The sequence below is a fragment of the Pseudomonas sp. AC247 genome (assembly GCF_979258015.1).
The window spans coordinates 2,611,969-2,631,274 of sequence record NZ_OZ409829.1 but is presented as its reverse complement, the minus strand read 5'-3'; the positions used below and the strand labels follow the sequence as shown (position 1 = coordinate 2,631,274).

At 59.3% G+C, this 19,306-nt stretch carries 13 protein-coding genes; 8 read left to right on the top strand and 5 right to left on the bottom strand.

Features of this window, described 5'->3' with window-relative positions:
* Positions 1–39: 39 nt before the first annotated feature.
* The 5 genes from ACZZ0B_RS12045 to ACZZ0B_RS12025 are packed head-to-tail and all read left to right on the top strand — an operon-like array spanning position 40 to position 6,584.
* Positions 40–3,531, top strand: a complete 3,492-nt coding sequence (locus tag ACZZ0B_RS12045; RefSeq protein ID WP_008079504.1) for a response regulator — start codon at positions 40–42, stop codon at positions 3,529–3,531.
* A complete protein-coding gene (locus ACZZ0B_RS12040) occupies positions 3,531–4,364 on the top strand; it encodes a CheR family methyltransferase (protein WP_008079503.1) in 834 nt (277 codons plus the stop codon). Before ACZZ0B_RS12045 ends, ACZZ0B_RS12040 begins: the two co-directional genes overlap by 1 nt.
* On the top strand, positions 4,361–4,954 hold the full coding sequence (locus ACZZ0B_RS12035) for a chemotaxis protein CheB (RefSeq protein WP_008079502.1): 594 nt from the start codon (positions 4,361–4,363) through the stop codon (positions 4,952–4,954). The genes ACZZ0B_RS12040 and ACZZ0B_RS12035 overlap by 4 nt, the downstream gene beginning before the upstream one ends.
* Entirely contained in the window at positions 4,948–6,162 is a 1,215-nt protein-coding gene (locus tag ACZZ0B_RS12030; RefSeq protein WP_008079501.1) for a hybrid sensor histidine kinase/response regulator, read from the top strand. Before ACZZ0B_RS12035 ends, ACZZ0B_RS12030 begins: the two co-directional genes overlap by 7 nt.
* 44 nt (positions 6,163–6,206) lie before the next feature.
* Complete coding sequence (locus ACZZ0B_RS12025) at positions 6,207–6,584, top strand: response regulator (RefSeq protein ID WP_008079490.1); 378 nt, start codon at positions 6,207–6,209, stop codon at positions 6,582–6,584.
* Positions 6,585–6,687: 103 nt separating this feature from the next.
* On the opposite strand, the gene ACZZ0B_RS12020 is transcribed toward ACZZ0B_RS12025, so the two are convergent.
* From ACZZ0B_RS12020 to ACZZ0B_RS12010, 3 genes are all read right to left on the bottom strand, one after another.
* Positions 6,688–8,358, bottom strand: a complete 1,671-nt coding sequence (locus ACZZ0B_RS12020) for a response regulator (protein WP_463545294.1) — start codon at positions 8,356–8,358, stop codon at positions 6,688–6,690.
* The gene (locus ACZZ0B_RS12015; RefSeq protein ID WP_158832926.1) at positions 8,355–9,857 is read right to left on the bottom strand and encodes an ATPase domain-containing protein; all 1,503 of its coding nucleotides are present in this window, start codon (positions 9,855–9,857) and stop codon (positions 8,355–8,357) included. The genes ACZZ0B_RS12020 and ACZZ0B_RS12015 overlap by 4 nt, the downstream gene beginning before the upstream one ends.
* 132 nt (positions 9,858–9,989) lie before the next feature.
* Positions 9,990–11,045 carry a tetratricopeptide repeat protein gene (locus ACZZ0B_RS12010; RefSeq protein WP_008079483.1) on the bottom strand — a complete coding sequence of 352 codons (1,056 nt, stop codon included), beginning with the start codon at positions 11,043–11,045 and terminating at the stop codon, positions 9,990–9,992.
* A 172-nt stretch (positions 11,046–11,217) separates the two neighbouring features.
* Here ACZZ0B_RS12010 and ACZZ0B_RS12005 point away from each other — a divergent pair, with 172 nt between their 5' ends.
* The 3 genes from ACZZ0B_RS12005 to ACZZ0B_RS11995 are packed head-to-tail and all read left to right on the top strand — an operon-like array spanning position 11,218 to position 14,501.
* Positions 11,218–13,353 (top strand): FUSC family protein, encoded by a 2,136-nt coding sequence (locus ACZZ0B_RS12005; protein ID WP_463545293.1) that lies wholly within the window; start codon positions 11,218–11,220, stop codon positions 13,351–13,353.
* Positions 13,343–13,543: a DUF1656 domain-containing protein gene (locus tag ACZZ0B_RS12000; RefSeq protein ID WP_008079479.1), complete on the top strand. Its 201-nt coding sequence runs from the start codon at positions 13,343–13,345 to the stop codon at positions 13,541–13,543. The genes ACZZ0B_RS12005 and ACZZ0B_RS12000 overlap by 11 nt, the downstream gene beginning before the upstream one ends.
* A gap of 4 nt (positions 13,544–13,547) precedes the next feature.
* Positions 13,548–14,501, top strand: coding sequence for a biotin/lipoyl-binding protein (locus ACZZ0B_RS11995; RefSeq protein ID WP_440095308.1), 954 nt, complete (start codon positions 13,548–13,550; stop codon positions 14,499–14,501).
* Between the two features lie 193 nt (positions 14,502–14,694).
* On the opposite strand, the gene ACZZ0B_RS11990 is transcribed toward ACZZ0B_RS11995, so the two are convergent.
* Together ACZZ0B_RS11990 and ACZZ0B_RS11985 are read right to left on the bottom strand one after the other, a co-directional pair.
* The gene (locus ACZZ0B_RS11990; RefSeq protein ID WP_463545292.1) at positions 14,695–16,116 is read right to left on the bottom strand and encodes an efflux transporter outer membrane subunit; all 1,422 of its coding nucleotides are present in this window, start codon (positions 16,114–16,116) and stop codon (positions 14,695–14,697) included.
* On the bottom strand, positions 16,113–19,304 hold the full coding sequence (locus ACZZ0B_RS11985) for an efflux RND transporter permease subunit (RefSeq protein WP_463545291.1): 3,192 nt from the start codon (positions 19,302–19,304) through the stop codon (positions 16,113–16,115). The genes ACZZ0B_RS11990 and ACZZ0B_RS11985 overlap by 4 nt, the downstream gene beginning before the upstream one ends.
* Positions 19,305–19,306: the final 2 nt, after the last annotated feature.

Here is a 19,306-nt window from a genome sequence, read left to right as displayed (position 1 = left end):
CAAACTCTCTGGTTTTCAACAGTTCGACAAGGCTGCCCCATGTCCTCTCCGTCTTCGGTTGATGAGCAACGGTTTCGCAAACTTCTGAGTCGCAACATCGGCCTGCCTTTAGGCGTCGGTCTGCTCAGTGCCGTGTTCTTCGTGTCGCTGATCACTTATCTGCTGTCGGTCATTCAATGGGTGGAGCACACCGACCGGGTGATCAATAACGCCAACGAAGCGGTGAAACTCACCGTGGACCTGGAAACCGGCATGCGCGGCTTCTTGCTCAGCGGCGACGAGCACTTCCTTGATCCGTATGAGACGGCCAGGCCGCGCATCGCCGTCGCGCTCAAGACGCTGACCGAGCTGACGATCGACAACCCGGTGCAAACCGATCGCTTGCGTCGCCTTGAGGCGTTGCAGACCGAGTGGGCCAATTACGCGCAATCGATGATCGATCTGCAGCGAGCCAGCGGCGATTATCGCGGCGCGGTGAAGGCTGGGCGGGGCAAGCGCCTGACGGACGAGATTCGTAAACAATTCGAGGACGTGATTGAAACCGAGCAGGTCTTGCGCACTTCGCGCAATGAAGACGTGCGCCGCACAACAATCTGGAGCATCAGCCTGTACCTGCTGTTTATCGCCGGTATCAGCGGTCTGCTGGCGTACATTGGCCGTCGTGATCTGATGACGCTGTCGCAAAATTACAGCGCCAACCTCGCTGCACAACAGGCCAGCGCCGGGCGTCTGGAACAGCAGGCATGGTTGCGCAACGGTCAGACCGAACTGGCCGAACAGGTTCTGGGGCAACTGAGCCTCAATCTGCTGGGCCGCAATATCCTGCAATTCTGTGCGCAATACCTCGGCACTGCGGTGGCAGCGTTGTATGTGCGTGAAGAACATGGCGGCCTGAAACGCGTCGCGACTTATGGCTTCTCCCGCGAACAGGAAGCGCAGGATCAGTCGATCTACAGCGGCGAAGGCATCGTCGGTCAGGTGGCCCAACAGGCGCGTCTGATCCGTCTGGATTCGGTGCCGGTGGACTATTTCAAGGTCAGCTCCGGGCTCGGTGAAGGCCTGCCGCACAGCGTGCTGGTGGTACCGACCAGTGATGACGACCGAGTCAATGGCGTGATCGAACTGGGCTTCCTCCGTCCGTTGAATGACCGCGACATCGAATTGCTGGAACTGATTGCCGGCAACATCGGCACTTCGATCGAGGCGGCGCGCTACCGTCAGCGCTTGCAAGAAGTGCTGGCCGAAACCCAGCAGCTCAACGAAGAGTTGCAGGTGCAGCAGGAAGAACTGAAAACCGCCAACGAAGAACTCGAAGAGCAGTCGCGGATTCTCAAAGAGTCCCAGGCGCATCTGGAAACCCAGCAAGTCGAGCTGGAGCAGACCAACGAGCAGCTTGCCGAACAAGCGGAAACGCTGGCGTCGCAGCGCGACGCCATGGACCTGAAAAACACCGAACTGAATCAGGCCCAAGTGCAACTGGAAGAGCGCGCCGAAGAGTTGCAACGTTCGAGCAAGTACAAATCCGAGTTCCTTGCCAACATGTCTCACGAACTGCGCACGCCGCTGAACAGTTCGCTGATCCTCGCCAAGTTGCTGGCGGAAAACCCGCAGGACAACCTCAGTGCCGAACAGGTCAAGTTTGCCGAGTCGATCTATTCGGCCGGTAATGATTTGCTGAACCTGATCAACGACATTCTGGATATCTCCAAGGTCGAAGCCGGCAAGCTTGAAGTGCTTCCGGAGAACACCAGCGTTGCGCGTCTGGCCGATGGCCTGCGTGGCGTATTCGAGCCGATGGCCAAAGACAAACAGCTGAACTTCACTGTCGACCTGCAGCCGGGCACACCGGGGATGCTGTTCACCGACCGTCAGCGTCTGGAGCAGGTGATCAAGAACCTGCTGTCCAATGCGGTGAAATTCACTGAAAAAGGTACGGTCAGTCTGACCATCGCCGGCCAGCCGGATGATCGTATTGCCTTTATCGTGCGCGATTCGGGGATAGGCATCGCCCCGGATCAGCAGGAAAGCATTTTCGAAGCGTTCCGTCAGGCGGACGGCACCACCAACCGCAAGTACGGCGGCACCGGTCTGGGCCTGTCGATCTCGCGCGATCTGGCGACGCTGCTTGGCGGCTCGATCAGCGTCAGCAGTACGCCGGGGCAGGGCAGTGTGTTCACTCTGTTGTTGCCGCAGCAATACAGCGAGGGCGGCGAAATATCCAGCGCGCCATCGACCTTCACCCCGCCAGCACCGAGCGCACCAGCACCCGTGGCCCCCGTCGTTTCGCCGTTGGCCCCGGTGCACATTCCGCGTTTTGCCGATGACCGCGACAAGGCCCCGTTTGCCACGCGCTGCATCCTGGTGGTGGAAGACGAGCCCAACTTCGCGCATATCCTGTATGACTTGGCCCACGAGCTGGGTTATCAGTGCCTGGTAGCCCATGGCGCCGATGAAGGTTACGACCTGGCCCGCGAATTCGTCCCGGACGCCATCCTGCTCGACATGCGCCTGCCGGATCATTCTGGCCTCACCGTGCTACAGCGCCTGAAAGAGCACGCGGAAACCCGCCACATTCCGGTCCACGTGATTTCAGTCGAAGACCGCGTTGAAGCAGCCATGCACATGGGCGCCATCGGCTATGCGGTGAAACCCACCACCCGCGAAGAGCTCAAGGACGTGTTCGCCCGTCTTGAGGCCAAGCTGACGCAGAAGGTCAAACGCGTGCTGCTGGTCGAGGACGATGACCTGCAACGCGAAAGCATTGCGCGACTGATTGGCGACGAGGACATCGAAATTACCGCCGTCGGCCTCGCACAAGATGCGCTGGAGCTGCTGCGCACGACGATCTATGACTGCATGGTCATCGACCTGAAGCTGCCGGACATGCTCGGCAACGATTTGCTCAAGCGCATGTCCACGGAAGACATCTGCTCGTTCCCGCCAGTCATCGTCTACACCGGGCGTAATCTGACCCGCGATGAAGAGGCCGAACTGCGCAAGTATTCGCGCTCGATCATCATCAAGGGCGCGCGTTCGCCGGAGCGTTTGCTCGACGAAGTCACACTCTTTTTGCACAAAGTCGAATCGCAGTTGTCCCATGAACGGCAGAAGATGCTCAAGACCGCGCGCAGCCGCGACAAGGTCTTCGAGGGGCGCAAGGTGCTGTTGGTGGACGACGATGTGCGTAACATTTTCGCCCTGACCAGCGCCCTGGAACACAAAGGCGCAGTCGTGGTGATCGGCCGTAACGGCCGTGAAGCGATTGAAAAATTGAATGAAGTCGAGGACATCGACCTGGTGCTGATGGACGTGATGATGCCGGAAATGGATGGTTTCGAAGCCACCATTGAAATCCGCAAGGATCCGCGCTGGCGCAAGCTGCCGATCATCGCGGTGACGGCCAAGGCCATGAAGGATGATCAGGAGCGCTGCCTGCAGGCAGGCGCCAACGATTACCTGGCCAAGCCCATCGACCTGGATCGCCTGTTCTCGCTGATTCGCGTGTGGTTACCGAAGATGGAACGCATTTAGTGGAACGCAGTACACCCGCCGAACGAAACAGCGAGATCGAATTACGCTTGTTGATCGAGGCTATTTACCTCAAATACAGCTACGATTTTCGCGATTACTCCGGCGCTTCGATCAAGCGCCGGGTGCAACACGCGCTGAGTCAGTTCGAGTGCGCGACCATTTCGGCGCTGCAGGAAAAAGTCCTGCACGATCCGACGGCGTTCATGCAATTGCTGCAGTTGCTGACGATTCCGGTCAGCGAGATGTTCCGCGATCCGTCGCACTTTCTGGCGATTCGCAGGGAAGTGGTGCCGCTGTTGCGCACCTATCCATCGATCAAGATCTGGATCGCCGGTTGCAGCACGGGCGAGGAAGTCTATTCAATGGCGATCCTGCTGCGCGAAGAGGGTTTGCTGGATCGCACGATCATCTACGCCACCGACATCAATCCGCGCTCGCTGGACAAGGCCAAGCAGGGCATTTTCTCGATGGAAAATGTTCGCGCCTACACCGCCAACTACCAGCAGGCCGGGGGGCAGTGCTCTTTTGCCGACTACTATACAGCGGCGTACGGCTACGCGATTTTCGACAAGAGCTTGTGCGAGAACGTGACCTTCGCCGATCACAGCCTGGCGACCGACAGTGTGTTCTCTGAAACCCAATTGATTTCCTGCCGCAACGTGTTGATCTACTTCAACAAGAAACTGCAGGATCGCGCGTTCGGGCTGTTCCATGAGTCGCTGTGCCATCGCGGTTTCCTGGTGCTCGGCAGCAAGGAAACGCTGGATTTTTCCAACTACGCCAACCAGTTCGAACCCTTGGTCAAGCAAGAACGGATCTACCGCAAATCATGAACGAGGCCGTGGACTTACCTCGAATCGAGGCAATTGTGGTCGGTGCTTCCGCCGGTGGCGTTGAGGCCCTGTTGAGCCTGCTGGGGCCGCTTCGGCAGGGCTTCGTGCTGCCGATCATTGTGGTGTTGCATTTGCCGGAAGAGCGCCGCAGCCAGCTGGCTGAAGTGTTCTCCAGGCGTATAGATATGCCGGTACACGAGGCGATCGACAAACAGGACATTGTCGCCGGCACCGTGTACTTCGCCACGCCCGGTTATCACCTGTCGGTGGAGCAGGATCGCAGCCTGTCCTTGAGCCTTGAAGACCGCGTGCATTATTCCCGGCCCTCGATCGATTACCTGTTCGAGTCGGCCGCTGATGCCTATGGTCCGGCACTGGCCGCTGTATTGCTGACCGGCGCCAATCATGACGGCGCGCGCGGCCTGGCTGAAGTCAAACGGCGGGGCGGACTGACCATTGTCCAGGACCCGCAAGAGGCGCAGGTCGCCACCATGCCTCAGGCTGCACTGAACGTTCAGCAGCCAGATCATGTCCTACCCATTCACGGCATCGGCCGTCTGCTTGTCGAGCTGGAACGAATCGCATGCTGAGTAATATCCAAGCCAAGTTGCTGATCGTCGACGATCTGCCGGAAAACCTCCTGGCCCTCGAAGCGCTGATCAAACGTGAAGACCGCACCGTCTATAAGGCGTTGTCGGCGGACGAAGCGTTGTCGCTGCTGTTGCAGCACGAATTCGCCATGGCCATCCTCGATGTGCAGATGCCCGGCATGAACGGCTTCGAGCTCGCCGAGTTGATGCGCGGCACCGAAAAAACCAAGAACATCCCGATCATTTTCGTCAGCGCCGCCGGCCGTGAACTGAACTACGCGTTCAAAGGCTATGAGAGCGGGGCGGTGGATTTCCTGCACAAGCCGCTGGATATTCACGCGGTGAAGAGCAAGGTCAACGTCTTCGTCGACCTGTACCGCCAGAGCAAGGCCATGAAGCAGCAGGTCGAAGCGCTGGAGCAGGCCCGCCGCGAGCAAGAGGCGCTGCTGGAGCAATTGCAAAGCACGCAACTGGAACTGGAGCAGGCGGTACGGATGCGCGACGACTTCATGTCAATCGTCGCCCATGAAGTGCGCACACCGCTCAATGGCCTGATACTCGAAACCCAATTGCGCAAGATGCACCTGGCGCGCGACAACGCTGCAGCCTTCACCCTCGACAAGATGCACGCCATGGTCGACCGCGATGAGCGGCAGATCAAAAGCCTGATCCGCTTGATCGAAGACATGCTCGACGTGTCGCGTATTCGCACTGGCAAATTGTCGATTCGGCCAAACCGTTTTGATCTGGTGCAGCTGGTCAGCAACCTGTTGCAGAACTTTGCGCAGCAGATCGAAGCGGCGGAAACTGAAGTGTCCTTTACCGCGACAGAACCGGTTGAGGGGCATTGGGACGAGTTCCGCATCGAGCAGGTGGTTTCCAACCTGATCACCAACGCCCTGCGTTACGGCGGGCGCAGCCTGGTTCAGGTGCGTGTTTACCGAGAGGGCAATGAAGCGCGGGTCGAGGTTCAGGATCGCGGCATCGGTATCAGTCCCGAAAACCAGAAACGCATTTTTCAACAGTTCGAACGGGTTTCCGCCAAGACGGTAGTCGCCGGGCTCGGATTGGGTCTGTTCATTTCCGAGCAGATCGTCGCCGCCCATGGCGGCTCCATCGTCGTCGAGAGTGAAATCAACGAGGGCGCCCTGTTTCGCGTTTGTCTGCCGATCGAGGAAAACGGCAAATCCGACGCAACCTCTGAGTGACCACACGGTCGTATCAGCAGCTATTGACCGAACAAAGGCTTCCCATGAGCGTAGATGCACAAGATGTAGTACTCGTCGTCGAGGACGAACCGGTTATCTTGATGATCCTGACCGATTATTTGTCAGGGCAGGGATATCGCGTGCTGCAAGCCGAAAACGGCGAGCAGGCGTTCGAGATTCTCGCGAGCAAACCGCATCTGGACATGTTGATTACCGACTTCCGCCTGCCTGGCGGCATTTCCGGCGTGCAAATCGCCGAACCTGCCGTGAAGCTGCGCCCCGACCTTAAAGTGATCTTCATCAGCGGTTATCCGCAGGAGATTCGCGAGACCGGCAGCCCGATCACGCGCCGGGCGCCGATACTGGAAAAGCCGTTCGACCTGGACGTGCTGCAGGAAAAAATTCAGGAATTGCTGGCCTGATACCTATGTAGGAGCTGCCGAAGGCTGCGATCTTTTGATCCTGTTTTTTACAAGACAAATCAAAAAATCGCAGCCTTCGGCAGCTCCTACAGTGCTTGGATCATCAGCTTTTGATCATTTCACGCACCTTGGCGGTCAACAGATCGAAGGTGAACGGCTTGGTGATCATCTGCATGCCCGAGTCGAGAAACCCGCCACGCACGGCCGCGTGTTCGGCGTAACCGGTGATGAACAGTACTTTCAGGCCGGGGCGGTATTGGCGGCCGACCTCCGCCAATTGCCGGCCATTCATACCGGGCAAACCGACATCACTGATCAGCAGATCGATACGCTGTGCCGAATTGAGAATCGGCACGGCGCCATCGGCGTCGCTGGCCTCCACAAACGCATAACCCAACTCACTGAGCACTGCGCTGACCAGCACACGCACAGCCGGGTCGTCTTCGACGATCAATACGGTTTCGCCATCCAGGGCGTCCGGCGCTTGCTGGATAGCAGTAGCAGACTGTTCAAGTTCTTCGCCACGGAAGCGCGGCAGATACAGTTTGACCGTGGTGCCCTGGTCGATTTCGCTGTCAATCGAGACATGGCCACGGGACTGTTTGCTAAAGCCGTAAATCATCGACAGGCCCAACCCGGTGCCCTGGCCGATCGGCTTGGTGGTGAAAAATGGGTCAAAGGCTCGATTGATCACGCTCTGGGGCATGCCGCTGCCGTTGTCGGTGACGCTGAGCATCACGTAATCGCCGGGTGCCAGATTGCTGTACGCTTCGGTGAATTGAGGGTGCAGCACTTGGTTGCTGGTTTCGACCACCAGTTTGCCGCCATCCGGCATGGCGTCGCGAGCGTTGATCACGAGGTTGAGCAGGGCGCTTTCCAGTTGATTGGGATCGGCTTCGGCGACCCACAAATTGTCGTCCAGACGCATGTCCAGCTGGATGCTTTCGTTGAGGCTGCGCTGCAGCAGTTCACCCATCGACATGACCAGGCTGTTCATCTGCACTGCTTTGGAGTCGAGTGACTGGCGCCGCGAGAATGCCAGCAGACGATGGGTGAGGCCGGCGGCACGGTTAGCTGAAGTGACACCCAGATCAATCAGGCTGTCCAGATCTTCCGTGCGCCCACGGGCCAAACGCCTGCGCAACAGCTCCAGGCTGCCGATGATGCCGGTCAGCATGTTGTTGAAGTCGTGGGCGATGCCGCCGGTCAACTGGCCGACCGCTTCCATTTTCTGCGACTGACGCAGCGCTTCTTCATTGTGGCGCAGTTGCGCGGTGCGCTCCTCCACCTGCTGTTCAAGGGTCTCCATCGTTGATTGCAGGCGTCGTTCGCTTTCACTCAGGTCGATCAGTCGATCGCGGGCCTCGTACTGTCGTCGTCGCCCGCGCAGTGCGGCGGATACCAGGCTGACCAAGGTTGCCGGGTGAAACGGACGTTCAAGGAATGTCACGTTGCCTAACAGTTTGCTGAGTTGCGAGGAGGGGCCTTGTTCCTGACCGCCATGATGGGTCAATAGCACGATCGGCAAGTCTGACCACGCCGGTTGTTGCTCAAGGTGCTCGAACAACGCTTCCAGTTCCGGGCCGCGCAGCGCTTCAGCAGCAATCACCAGCAGGCCGGCGCCAAGCTCAAACTCCGTGCACAGCGAGCCAAGCCCTGCCGTGACCAGTCCGCAATAACCGGCTTCGTTGAGGATCATCAATGCAATTTGGCTGTCGCGACCCACGGGCGCCAGAATCAGCGCCCGTTCGGCCAGTGGCACCGACACTGTCACGAGCTTTCTTCCTGAAGCAGCGGTTTGCTCGCACCGAGGTAAGTCGGTACACCGCGCAGTACGCCCTGAAAGGCTTCCAGCGGTTCACCGATGGTCATGCCTTGTGCCGAAATACGGTATTCACGAATGGTCGATTCGTGGCTGCCGGTGCGTTTCTTGATGATCGAAATGGCCCGACGGACTTTGCCGATGGCTTCAAAGTAACGCAACAGAATCACCGTGTCGGCAAGATAAGTAATGTCGACCGGTGCCTGCATGTCGCCGACCAGACCGTGTTGCGCGACTGTCATGAACGTCGCTGCACCTTTGCGATTGAGGTACAGCAGCAGTTCGTGCATGTGCAGCACCAGAGCGTTTTCTTCCGGCATCGCGGCCTGGTAACCGTTGATGCTATCGATCACCACGGTTTTGATCTGGCCTTCATCGACGCAACGTCGCACGCGATGGGAGAACTCGCCGGGGGATAGCTCCGCCGCATCTACCTGTTCGATCAGCAGATTGCCGGTGGCCTGCAGCGCCTTGAGGTCGATACCGATGTTGTTCATGCGCTCGAAGAGCAGACCTAACTCTTCATCGAAGATGAACAGTGCGGCTTTCTCACCACGACGCACGGCGGCTGCGGCGAAAATCATCGAGATCAGCGATTTACCGGTACCGGCCGGGCCGAGAATCAGCGTGCTGGAACCGGTTTCGATACCACCGCCGAGCAACGCGTCCATTTCCTTGATGCCACTGGTCAACTGCAGGCGGGCGTAGTCGCCACGATGCTCTGCCGCCACCAGCCTGGGGAACACATGCACACCGTCGCCCATGATGGTGAAGTCGTGGAACCCCCCCCGGTATTTCTGCCCTCGGTATTTGACCACTCGAACGCGCCGGCGCTCGGCGCCATAGTTGGGGGTCAACTCTTCAAGGCGAATCACCCCGTGCGCCACGCTGTGTACGGTTTTGTCGAGGGATTCAGTGGTCAGGTCGTCCAGCAGCAGCACCGTGGCGTCGTAGCGCACGAAGTAATGCTTGATCGCAAGGATCTGGCGGCGATAGCGCAATGAACTCTGCGCCAGCAGGCGAATCTCCGAGAGGCTGTCGAGCACCACGCGAGTGGGTTTGAAACGTTCGACCACTTCGAAGATCTGCTTGGTCGCTTCGCCCAGTTCCAGGTCGGAGGAATACAGCAGGCTTTGCTGATGCTCGGCGTTGAGCAGGCTTTCCGGGGGCGTCAGCTCGAAGATCTCGATGTTGTCGCCCAATTCCCAGCCATGGGACAGCGCCCCTTGGCGCAACTCACGCTCGGTTTCCGACAACGTGATGTACAACGAGCGTTCGCCGGCTCGTGCGCCGGCCAGTAGAAAATGCAAAGCGACCGTGGTTTTGCCGGTGCCGGGCTCACCCTCCAGCAAGAAAACATGACCGCGAGACAAGCCACCGGCAAGGATGTCATCCAGACCGACAATGCCGGTAGCGGCTTTCGCACTGATCAACTCGTTAGATGTAGACAAAAAATGCCCTCTCATGACTAGGGGAATCGAGGCGGCTGACTGAAACAGACGGCCTGATTACTTGACCCGCAGGCGTGATGGCAGTTCCACATATTCTTGCAGGATGTGACGAAGAATAGCGTCTATTGCAGCTCAAAGGCCTTGTTGCAGGGCCGGATCGTCCGGATTGAGCTGTTCCAGTTGCGCCAGTAAAACTTGCACATTCTGCAACTGGCCACTCTCTTTCCAGTAATTGATCAGCAGGACCCGGGCCTTACGGTCGGAGGGGTGACGCTGGACGATGTCCTGCAATTGCTTTTGCGCCGCTTCCAGCTCTTCGGCGCTGTGCAAGGTGGTCGCCAGGTCGTAGCGATAATCCTTGTTGTCGGGGTCCAGTTCGACGGCCTTGGATAAACCCAGCAGGGCGAACTCGCGCTGGCCGTGGTGCAGCAACCACAGGCCCAGAGCATGTTGCAGATACGCCGAATCAGGTTGAGCTTTCAATTGTCGGGCGAGTAATTGCCGCGCGGCGTCGCTCTGGCCCAGGCGATCCAGCACATCGATCTGCATGACCAGCGCCGGCAGGTTGCCTGGTTCCAGTTGCAGGGTATTTTCCAGTGCTTGCTGTGCCTCTTTGAGTTCGGCGTTGTGCAAATGCAGGCGTGCCAATTGCGCATAGGTTTCAGCGCTTGGTGCCTGGCCCTTGAGGGCTTGCTCCCAGCTATCGATGCCTTGCTGCAGGGGCGCGAAATACAGGCCCAGCTCATCCGGCGTCAAACCGAGCAACGCGTTGATCGCGGCGAAACGCACAGTTTGATCTTCATCATCGAGCAACGGCCCAAGCAACAGGCTGCGTTGGCCGCCGGGCACCAGACCAACCACACTTTTGATCGCGGCCAGGCGTACTTCGGGCGCTTCGCTCTGCAAGTCGGCGTCGGCCAGTTTCAACGCCTGTGGGCTCGGGTAGTTGGGCAATTCGGCATGCAGCCAGACACGGCGTTTGACCGACAGGTCCGGGCGCCCCAATTGCTGGTACAACTGACGCGCCGCACCCGGCTGGCCGGCACGTGCCGCCGCCAACGCCTCGCTGTATCCATGTTTGATCGCTTCGGGCACCACAGGGGCGCTGGTGCGCAGGGACAGCCAGCCGACGAGAATGACGAGTACGAGGCCAAGGCTGATAAACAGATAGCGGCGGGACTGATGCATGCAGGTTTCCGAAAGCAGGCGTACTTGAGCAGAGCGGCAAGCTTCGGTCAGCGCGCGCCGTGAGTCAAACCCATTGCCAGCGAATCGCCCTACAACTCGCGTCGACTTTGTGAACCGTCAGGCTTGCGATGCAGTGTCTACGCTTGCAGGAGTTGCTTCGACGAGTGCGCCCATGCAAGCCCTGTTCAATTACTTCAAAGCGGTCATCCATCCCGGTCAGGCGGTACTGCTGTTTGCCTTGCGCACTGTTGTGGCGGGCTTGCTGACGCTGTATCTGGCTTTTCTGTTTGATCTTGACCAGCCCAAGTGGTCGATCATGGCGGTGGTGATTGTCAGCCAGCCGCTGGCTGGAATGGCGCTTGCGCGCAGTTTTGGCCAAGTGATCGGCACCACACTCGGGGCCGCCGTGGCCGTGCTGATCATGGCGATTTTTCCGCAGGCGCCACTGCCATTTATCACGACCCTGGCATTGTGGCTGGCGCTGTGCACCGCCGGCGGGACGCTGCTGCGCTACACCAGCTCCCAGGCGTTCGTGCTCAGTGGCTACACCGCAGTCGTGGTCGCCTTGTTGGCGATTCCGGATCAGGACGGCCCCTTTTTGCTGGCCGTCACGCGGGTGACCGAAACGTTGCTGGCGGTGGCGTGCGTCTGTGTGGTGAGCCTGCTCACGGCCCGGCCGGAAGCGGTGGCAAAAGGGTACTTCGCCAAGGTCGATCAAGTCATCAAGCTGGTTGCCGTTCATGCGGCTGCGGTGATTCGCACGGAAGAAAGCGAGGCTGACTTCCAGCGCCGACAAATGCAATTGCTGACCGAGATCAGTGCACTGGAGGGGTTGCGCCGGCATCTGTATTTCGACGCTCCACGCTTGCGCAGTGCCAACAATCTGGTGCTGCTGTTGGGCAATCAATTGATGTTGCTGACTTCCAGATTGACCGCGTTGCGTCATCAGCGGCAATTGCTCACCGAGCGTTGGGAGGGTGACTTGCCTGAGGATGTCCAGCGTCTGCGTGCCGAGGAACTGGCATTTCTCGATCAACTGGCGGAGCAGGGGCGTTCGCTTTCTGCCGAAACGCGCCACGGCTTTGTCACGCTGCAGCATCAGTTCGATCAACTGGCCTACAAGGCCGAGCAACTGACCGAAGACATGAGTGCCACCTTGCGCTCGCTGGCGTGGGCGTTGCGCTGGGAGCAGGCGCGGCTGCTGCAACAACTGGAGCAGATTCTCGAATTGAGCGATGCCATTCAGGAAGGACGCGAAGCCAGTTGCCTCTATCGGGGGCAGGCCAGCCCGCTGCATCTGGATTTCACCTTGGCCTCGATGAATGCCATCCGTGCCTTTACCGCGTTGCTGGTGGCGGGGCTGATCTGGATCGAGACCGCCTGGGACGGTGCGCGTGGCGGGATGATTCTGGTGGGAATCCTCTGTTCGCTGATGGCGACGTTTCCGCGACCACTGCTGGCTGCGCAGAGTTATGCGCGCGGGTTGGGGCTGGCCCTGCTGGTGTCAGCGCTCTACCAATTCATACTGGTGCCGGCGGTCAGTGATTTCGAGTGGCTGGCCTTGTTGCTCGCACCGCTGCTCTACGTCATTGCGGTTGGCCTCGCGAGCCCGGCGACGGCGGGGATCGGCATGGGTCTGGGTTTGTCGAGTTTCCTGATGCTCGGCCCGCAGAATATCGGCACCGGGCAGAACAGCGCGATTCAATGGTTCGAATTTGCCGGGGCTTACGTCAGTGCGGCGATGCTGGCGCTGATTGTCTACGCGTGGATTTTTCCGTTTCGCCCGGCGTGGCGTATTCGCCGCTTGTATAAAGAGGCGCGCGAGCAGGTGTATGAGCTGACCAAAAGCCCGGCCACCGATGAGCAACAGTTCGCATTCGAAAGCCGTATGGTCGATCGCCTGACCAGCATGCTCGGCCTGCTGCCTGCGGTAAATGATCGGGCGATGCAGCGACTCTATGAAATCAGCCTCGCCTGTGTCGCGCTGGGGGTGGCGATGCATCAGCTACGTCAGCAGGCGCAGAACAATCAGTTACTGTCGGACCCGTTCAGCCGCCGGCTGTCCTCGGCATTACGCAAGACCGGGCGCTTTGTTGCCGGACGTGCAGAAGTGCAACTGACGCCACTGTTGGCAACCTTGCACGACTTGGGCGATGAACTGGACGATCTGCATGTCGCCAGTCACGAGCATTTATGGTCGGTGTTTCGCATGCGCGTCGCCCTGCTGATCGTGGTGTCGTTCCTGGAGCGCCATGGTGACGAGTTGCAAAATTCCACCTCGGAAGGAGCGCCAGCCCTTGCCCATTGATTTCGAGATTGGCGGCGTTTATCTGCCGCCCATTGCCCAGGCCTTGTTACTGGCAATCCCCCTGTTCATGTTGCTCGACTGGCTCTTGCGCCGCCTGGGCGTACTGCGCCTGGTCTGGCATGAGGCCCTGTTCGAAGGCGCCTTGTATGCCTGCGTGTGTGCCGCGCTGATTCTGCTGATGGGAGCCTGATGCCTTGAAAGTGTTATTCGCAAGATTGCTGACGCTGGCCGTGGTGGTTCTTGCCATCGTGCTTGGCTGGTTCGCCTGGGAGCATTACACCCGCGCGCCGTGGACCCGCGATGCCCGGGTGAGGGCTGATGTGGTGACGTTGTCGGCCGATGTTTCGGGGCGCATCGTCAGCCTCGCCGTGCAAGACAACCAGCATGTCGAAAAGGGTCAATTGCTGCTGGAAATCGACCCGGCACGTTACACATTGGCGGTCGAGCATGCGCGCCGCTCAGTCGAAGTGGCCAAGGCCACCTTGGGGCAGTCGCAAGCAGCGATCGTTGCCAGTGAAGCATTGCTCAAACAGCGTCAAAGCGAAGAACGTCGGCGACGTACGCTCAAGCAAGGGTTTGCTATCTCGGGCGAGGAATGGGAAAAATCCAGCACCGACGTGGCCGTGGCACAGGCCGATCTGTTGCGCAATCAGGCCAACCTCGGGCTGGCCGAAGCCAACGTGCAATTGGCAATTGCCGCGCAGACCCAGGCTGAACTGGATTTGCAGCGTACCCGCGTTGAGTCCCCGGTCAGCGGCTACGTGACCAACCTGTTGACCCGTGAGGGCGATTACGCCGTGAGCGGCGGCGCCTTGTTGGCATTGGTGGATAGCGATTCGTTCTACATCAGCGGCTATTTTGAAGAAACCAAACTGCCGCGTATCGAGGAGGGCGATCGGGTACGGATTCAATTGATGAGCGGAGAAACCTTCGGCGGCACCGTGCAGAGCATCGCTTTCGCCATCGCCGATCGGGAAAACGCACCGGGCAGTCGTCTGCTGGCCAACATCAACCCGAGTTATACCTGGGTCAAACTGGCCCAGCGCGTACCGGTGCGAATCGGCATCGATAACGACTACGCCGGCAAAAACCGCCTGCGCGCCGGCACCACCGCAACCGTCACCGTCCTGGAATCAAGAAACCCCTAACCCTCCTTGTAGGAGCTGCCGCAGGCTGCGATCTTTTGATCTTGGTTTTTAACGATCAAGATCAAAAGATCGCAGCCTGCGGCAGCTCCTACAGGGGGGATTTGGGGGCACAAAAAAGCCCCGCGACCGAATGATACGCGGGGCAAAAAATTTGGTTGGTTGCGGCCAACCAAAGGAGCTCTTTAACAATCGATTACTGGCTTGCAACGGTCTCCGGTTGCCAGCCGCCGCCAAGGGCTTTGTAAATCGCGACAATGCCGCGATACAAATCGACTTCAGCCTGGGCCTGAGTGTCTTCAGCGTTCAGACGTTCGCGTTGCGCATCGAGCAGCACAAGGAAGTCCGTGGTGCCTTCGCGGTAGCGAATCTCGGCCAGGTCAGCTGCCTTGCGGCTCGACTCACTCTGGCGAATCAGCGAGATCAAGCGCTGCTGACGTTTGCCGTAATCGCTGAAGGCGTTTTCCGATTCTTCCAGGGCCAGCAGGACTTGCTGCTCGTAAGTCGCCAGTGCGCCTTCGGCCTCGGCATCGGCGCCGCGCAAACGCGCTCGCACACTGCCAAGGTCGAACGCTGCCCAAGTGATGCTCGGGCCAAGTGCCCAGGCGTTGGCCGCCGAGGAACCGATTTGCGAACCGCGCCCGGCTGTCCAGCCGAGGAAGCCGCTGAGACTGACCCGTGGGAACAGATCGGCTTTCGCCACGCCAATTCGCGCCGTGGCCGAGGCCAGTTGGCGTTCGGCGCTGAGGATGTCCGGACGGCGTTGCAGCAGCTCGCCCGGATTGCCAATTGGCAAGGCTTTGGCAATCGCCGGCAAGTCTTTTGGACTGAGGTCGACGGTCAGCTTGTCCGGACGCTCACCCAGCAGGGTGGCGATACGGTTTTTCTGCCGAACCTGTTCTGCCTGCAGTTGCGGCACACTGGCTTCGACCGAGGCCAGACGCGCATCGGCACGTTCGACATCAAGCTGATCGCCGACACCGGCGTCCCGCAGGCTGATGGTGATCTTGCGCGACTCCTGCTGGTTGTTCAGGTTGGCCACGGCGATCTTTTCGCGCAATTGCGCACCGCGCAGTTGACCGTAGGCATCGACCAGTTCGGCAATCATGGTGACTTGCAGTTGGTACAGATCGGCTTCGGCAGCCTGCTGATCGGCGTCGCTGGCTTCCAGATTGCGTTGGATGCGGCCGAACAGGTCCAGCTCCCACGCCATGTCGAGGCCCAGGTCATAGCGTTCGCTGTTGACTCGATTAGTGGTCTGGCCCGGGATTTGTCCCTTGGCCAGATCACTGCTGGCACGGCTGGTGATGGTCGGCATTGCGTCGTTGCTGGCGTCGTCGCGGATCGCCCGAGCGGCTTTCCAGCGAGCGAATGCCACGCGCAGATCACGGTTGCCTCGCAGCGATTGCGTCACCAACTGGTTGAGGGTCGGATCATCGAACTGCTGCCACCAAATGCCTTCGAATTTCGAACGGTCAAAGTTCTTTTGCCCGGCGGCGCCGTCAGTGGCGGCCGTGATGTTGGCCGCCTCCGTGGCTGGGGTCTTGTAGTCGGGGCCGACGGCGCAGGCGCTGAGGGCCAGCACCAGCAGACTCGGCAGGAAGACTTTCAGACTCATTGTTGCGCCTCCAGTGGCTTTTGAAGATTGAGCGCCCTGGCCGCTTTGCGCTGCTCGCCGCGTTCGACAAAGTTGCGGATCAATACGTAGAACACTGGCGTCAGCAACAGACCGAAGAAGGTCACCCCGAGCATCCCGGAGAACACCGCCACGCCCATGGCATGACGCATCTCGGCACCGGCACCGCTGGAGAACACCAGTGGCACCACACCCATGATGAACGCGAAGGAGGTCATCAGGATCGGCCGCAGACGCAGACGGCAAGCTTCCAGTACCGCCGCGAGCGGGTTGAGGCCTTCTTCCTGTTTATCCTTGGCGAACTCAACGATCAGAATCGCGTTCTTACACGCCAGTCCCACCAGTACGATCAAGCCGATCTGGGTGAAGATGTTGTTGTCACCGCCGGAGATGATCACGCCGGTGATGGCCGACAGCAGGGTCATCGGTACGATCAGGATCACCGCCAGTGGCAGGCTCCAGCTTTCGTATTGAGCGGCGAGCACCAGGAACGCCAGCAATACGCAGAGCGGGAACACGAACAGCGCGGTGTTGCCGGACAGAATCTGCTGGTAGGTCAGGTCGGTCCACTCGTAGGTCATGCCGTTCGGAAGTTCTTCCTTGAGCAGTTTCTCGATGGCTTTTTCGGCCTGGCCGGAGCTGTAGCCTGGTGCTGCGGCACCGTTGATTTCAGCAGTGATGAAGCCGTTGTAGTGCATCACGCGATCCGGGCCCGAGGTGTCGCTGACCTTGATGAAGGTCGCCAGCGGGATCATTTCGCCTTTGTTGTTGCGCACTTTCAGCTGACCGATCTGATCGGATTCGAGGCGGAACTGCTGTTCGGCCTGAACGTTGACCTGATAGGTGCGCCCGAAACGGTTGAAGTCGTTGGCATACAGCGAACCCAGATAGATCTGCAGGGTGTCGAAGATGTCGCTGACGGCCACGCCGTGGGTCTTGGCTTTTTCACGGTCGATGGCAGCATCGACCTGCGGCACGTTCACGGTGTAACTGGTGAACAGGCCCGCCAGTTCCGGCACGTTGTGGCTCTTGTTGATGATGTTCATCGTTTCTTTGTACAGCTCGTCGTAGCCGAGGTTGCCCCGGTCTTCGATTTGCAGACGGAAACCACCAATGGTGCCCAGACCTTGTACCGGCGGTGGCGGGAAGATCGCCATGTACGCTTCCTGAATGTTGGCGAACTGGCCGTTCAAGGCACCGGCAATCGCACCGGCAGACATGCTCGGGTCTTTACGCTCGTCGAACGGTTTCAGGGTCACGAACACGATGCCGGCGTTCGGGCTGTTGGTGAAGCCGTTGATCGACAGGCCCGGGAAGGCAACGGCGCTTTCCACGCCTGGCTGTTTCAGCGCCAGGTCGGACATGCGCTTGATCACGTCTTCGGTGCGATCCAGGCTCGAAGCGTCCGGCAGTTGCGCGAAGGCCACCAGGTATTGCTTGTCCTGGCCCGGTACGAAGCCGGTCGGGGTGCTGGAGAAACCGAAGAAGGTCAGCACCATCAAGCCTGCGTACAGGAGGAGGGCGATGCCGCTGCTGCGGATAACCCGGCCAACCGTGCCGACGTAGCCATGGCTGGCACGATCAAAGAAACGGTTGAACGGACGGAACAACCAGCCACCGAAGATCTTGTCGAGCACTTTCGAGAAACGGTCTTTCGGTGCGTCGTGGCTCCTCAGCAACACAGCGGCCAGCGCTGGCGACAGAGTCAGCGAGTTAAACGCCGAGATCACCGTCGAGATCGCGATGGTCAGTGCGAACTGCTTGTAGAACTGCCCAGTGAGGCCGGAGATGAAGGCCGCCGGAATGAACACTGCACACAGCACGAGTGCCGTGGCAACGATCGGACCGGTCACTTCACGCATGGCGCGCTTGGTGGCTTCCACCGGGTTCAATCCGAGTTCGATGTTCCGTTCGACGTTCTCCACCACGACGATGGCGTCGTCCACCACGATACCGATGGCCAGTACCAGGCCGAATAGCGACAGCGCGTTCAGCGAGAAGCCGAACAGGTGCATCACCGCAAACGTACCGATCAACGATACCGGCACCGCCACCAATGGAATGATCGAGGCGCGCCAGGTTTGCAGGAACAGGATCACCACCAGTACCACGAGAATCAGTGCTTCGAAGAGGGTGTGAACCACCGCTTCGATCGAGCCGCGCACGAAGATCGTCGGGTCATAGACGATGCTGTAGTCCATGCCTTGCGGGAAGCCTTTCTTCAACTCGTCCATTTTCGCCCGAACGTCGTTCGAGATGTCGATGGCATTGGAGCCTGGACGCTGAAAGATCGGGATGGCCACGGCAGGCTGGTTGTCCAGCAACGAACGCAGCGCATATTGGCTGGAACCTAGCTCAACGCGAGCGATGTCTTTGAGGCGCGTGATTTCACCGTCGTCGCCTGCACGAATGATGATGTTCTCGAACTCTTCCTCGGAGACCAGACGGCCCTGAGTGTTGACCGACAGCTGGAAGCTCTGGGCATTCGGGGCAGGGGGCGCACCCAATTGACCGGCGGCCACCTGGCGGTTTTGCTCACGAATCGCGGTGACCACATCGGTCGCGGTCAGGTTGCGCGAAGCGGTCTTGTTCGGATCGAGCCAGACACGCAGAGAGTAGTCACCCATACCGAACAGTTGCACGTCACCGACACCGTTCAGACGCGCCAGCTCATCCTTGATGTTGAGGATCGCGTAGTTCGACAGATAAAGCATGTCGTAGCGTTTGTCCGGCGAGGTCAAGTGCACAACCATGGTCAGATCGGGCGAAGCCTTGTCGACGGTGATACCGATGCGCGTCACTTCCTCGGGAAGTTTCGGTTCGGTTCGGGTCACGCGGTTTTGCACCTGCACCTGCGCATTGTCCAGGTCAGTGCCCAGGGCGAAGGTGATGGTCAGGGTGATCTTGCCGTCGGCAGTCGACTGCGAGGACATGTACAGCATGTTCTCGACGCCGGTGATGGCCTGCTCCAGCGGAGCCGCCACGGTTTCACCGATGACTTTAGGGTTGGCGCCCGGGAAGTTCGCACGTACGACCACGGTCGGTGGCACGACTTCCGGGTATTCGCTGATCGGCAGTTGGAACAGCGAGATCGCACCGGCGATCAGGATCAGCAGCGACAGCACCGCTGCGAAGATCGGCCGTGAAATGAAGAATTGGGAAAAATTCATCG

Excerpts from the sequence above, each read along its gene's own strand:
- ACZZ0B_RS12030 (WP_008079501.1), top strand. The coding sequence starts at position 4,948 with ATGCTGAGTAATATCCAAGCCAAGTTGCTGATCGTCGACGATCTGCCG.
- ACZZ0B_RS11985 (WP_463545291.1), bottom strand. The coding sequence starts at position 19,304 with ATGAATTTTTCCCAATTCTTCATTTCACGGCCGATCTTCGCAGCGGTG.
- ACZZ0B_RS12025 (WP_008079490.1), top strand. The coding sequence starts at position 6,207 with ATGAGCGTAGATGCACAAGATGTAGTACTCGTCGTCGAGGACGAACCG.
- ACZZ0B_RS12045 (WP_008079504.1), top strand. The coding sequence starts at position 40 with ATGTCCTCTCCGTCTTCGGTTGATGAGCAACGGTTTCGCAAACTTCTG.
- ACZZ0B_RS11990 (WP_463545292.1), bottom strand. The coding sequence starts at position 16,116 with ATGAGTCTGAAAGTCTTCCTGCCGAGTCTGCTGGTGCTGGCCCTCAGC.
- ACZZ0B_RS12005 (WP_463545293.1), top strand. The coding sequence starts at position 11,218 with ATGCAAGCCCTGTTCAATTACTTCAAAGCGGTCATCCATCCCGGTCAG.
- ACZZ0B_RS12010 (WP_008079483.1), bottom strand. The coding sequence starts at position 11,045 with ATGCATCAGTCCCGCCGCTATCTGTTTATCAGCCTTGGCCTCGTACTC.
- ACZZ0B_RS12035 (WP_008079502.1), top strand. The coding sequence starts at position 4,361 with ATGAACGAGGCCGTGGACTTACCTCGAATCGAGGCAATTGTGGTCGGT.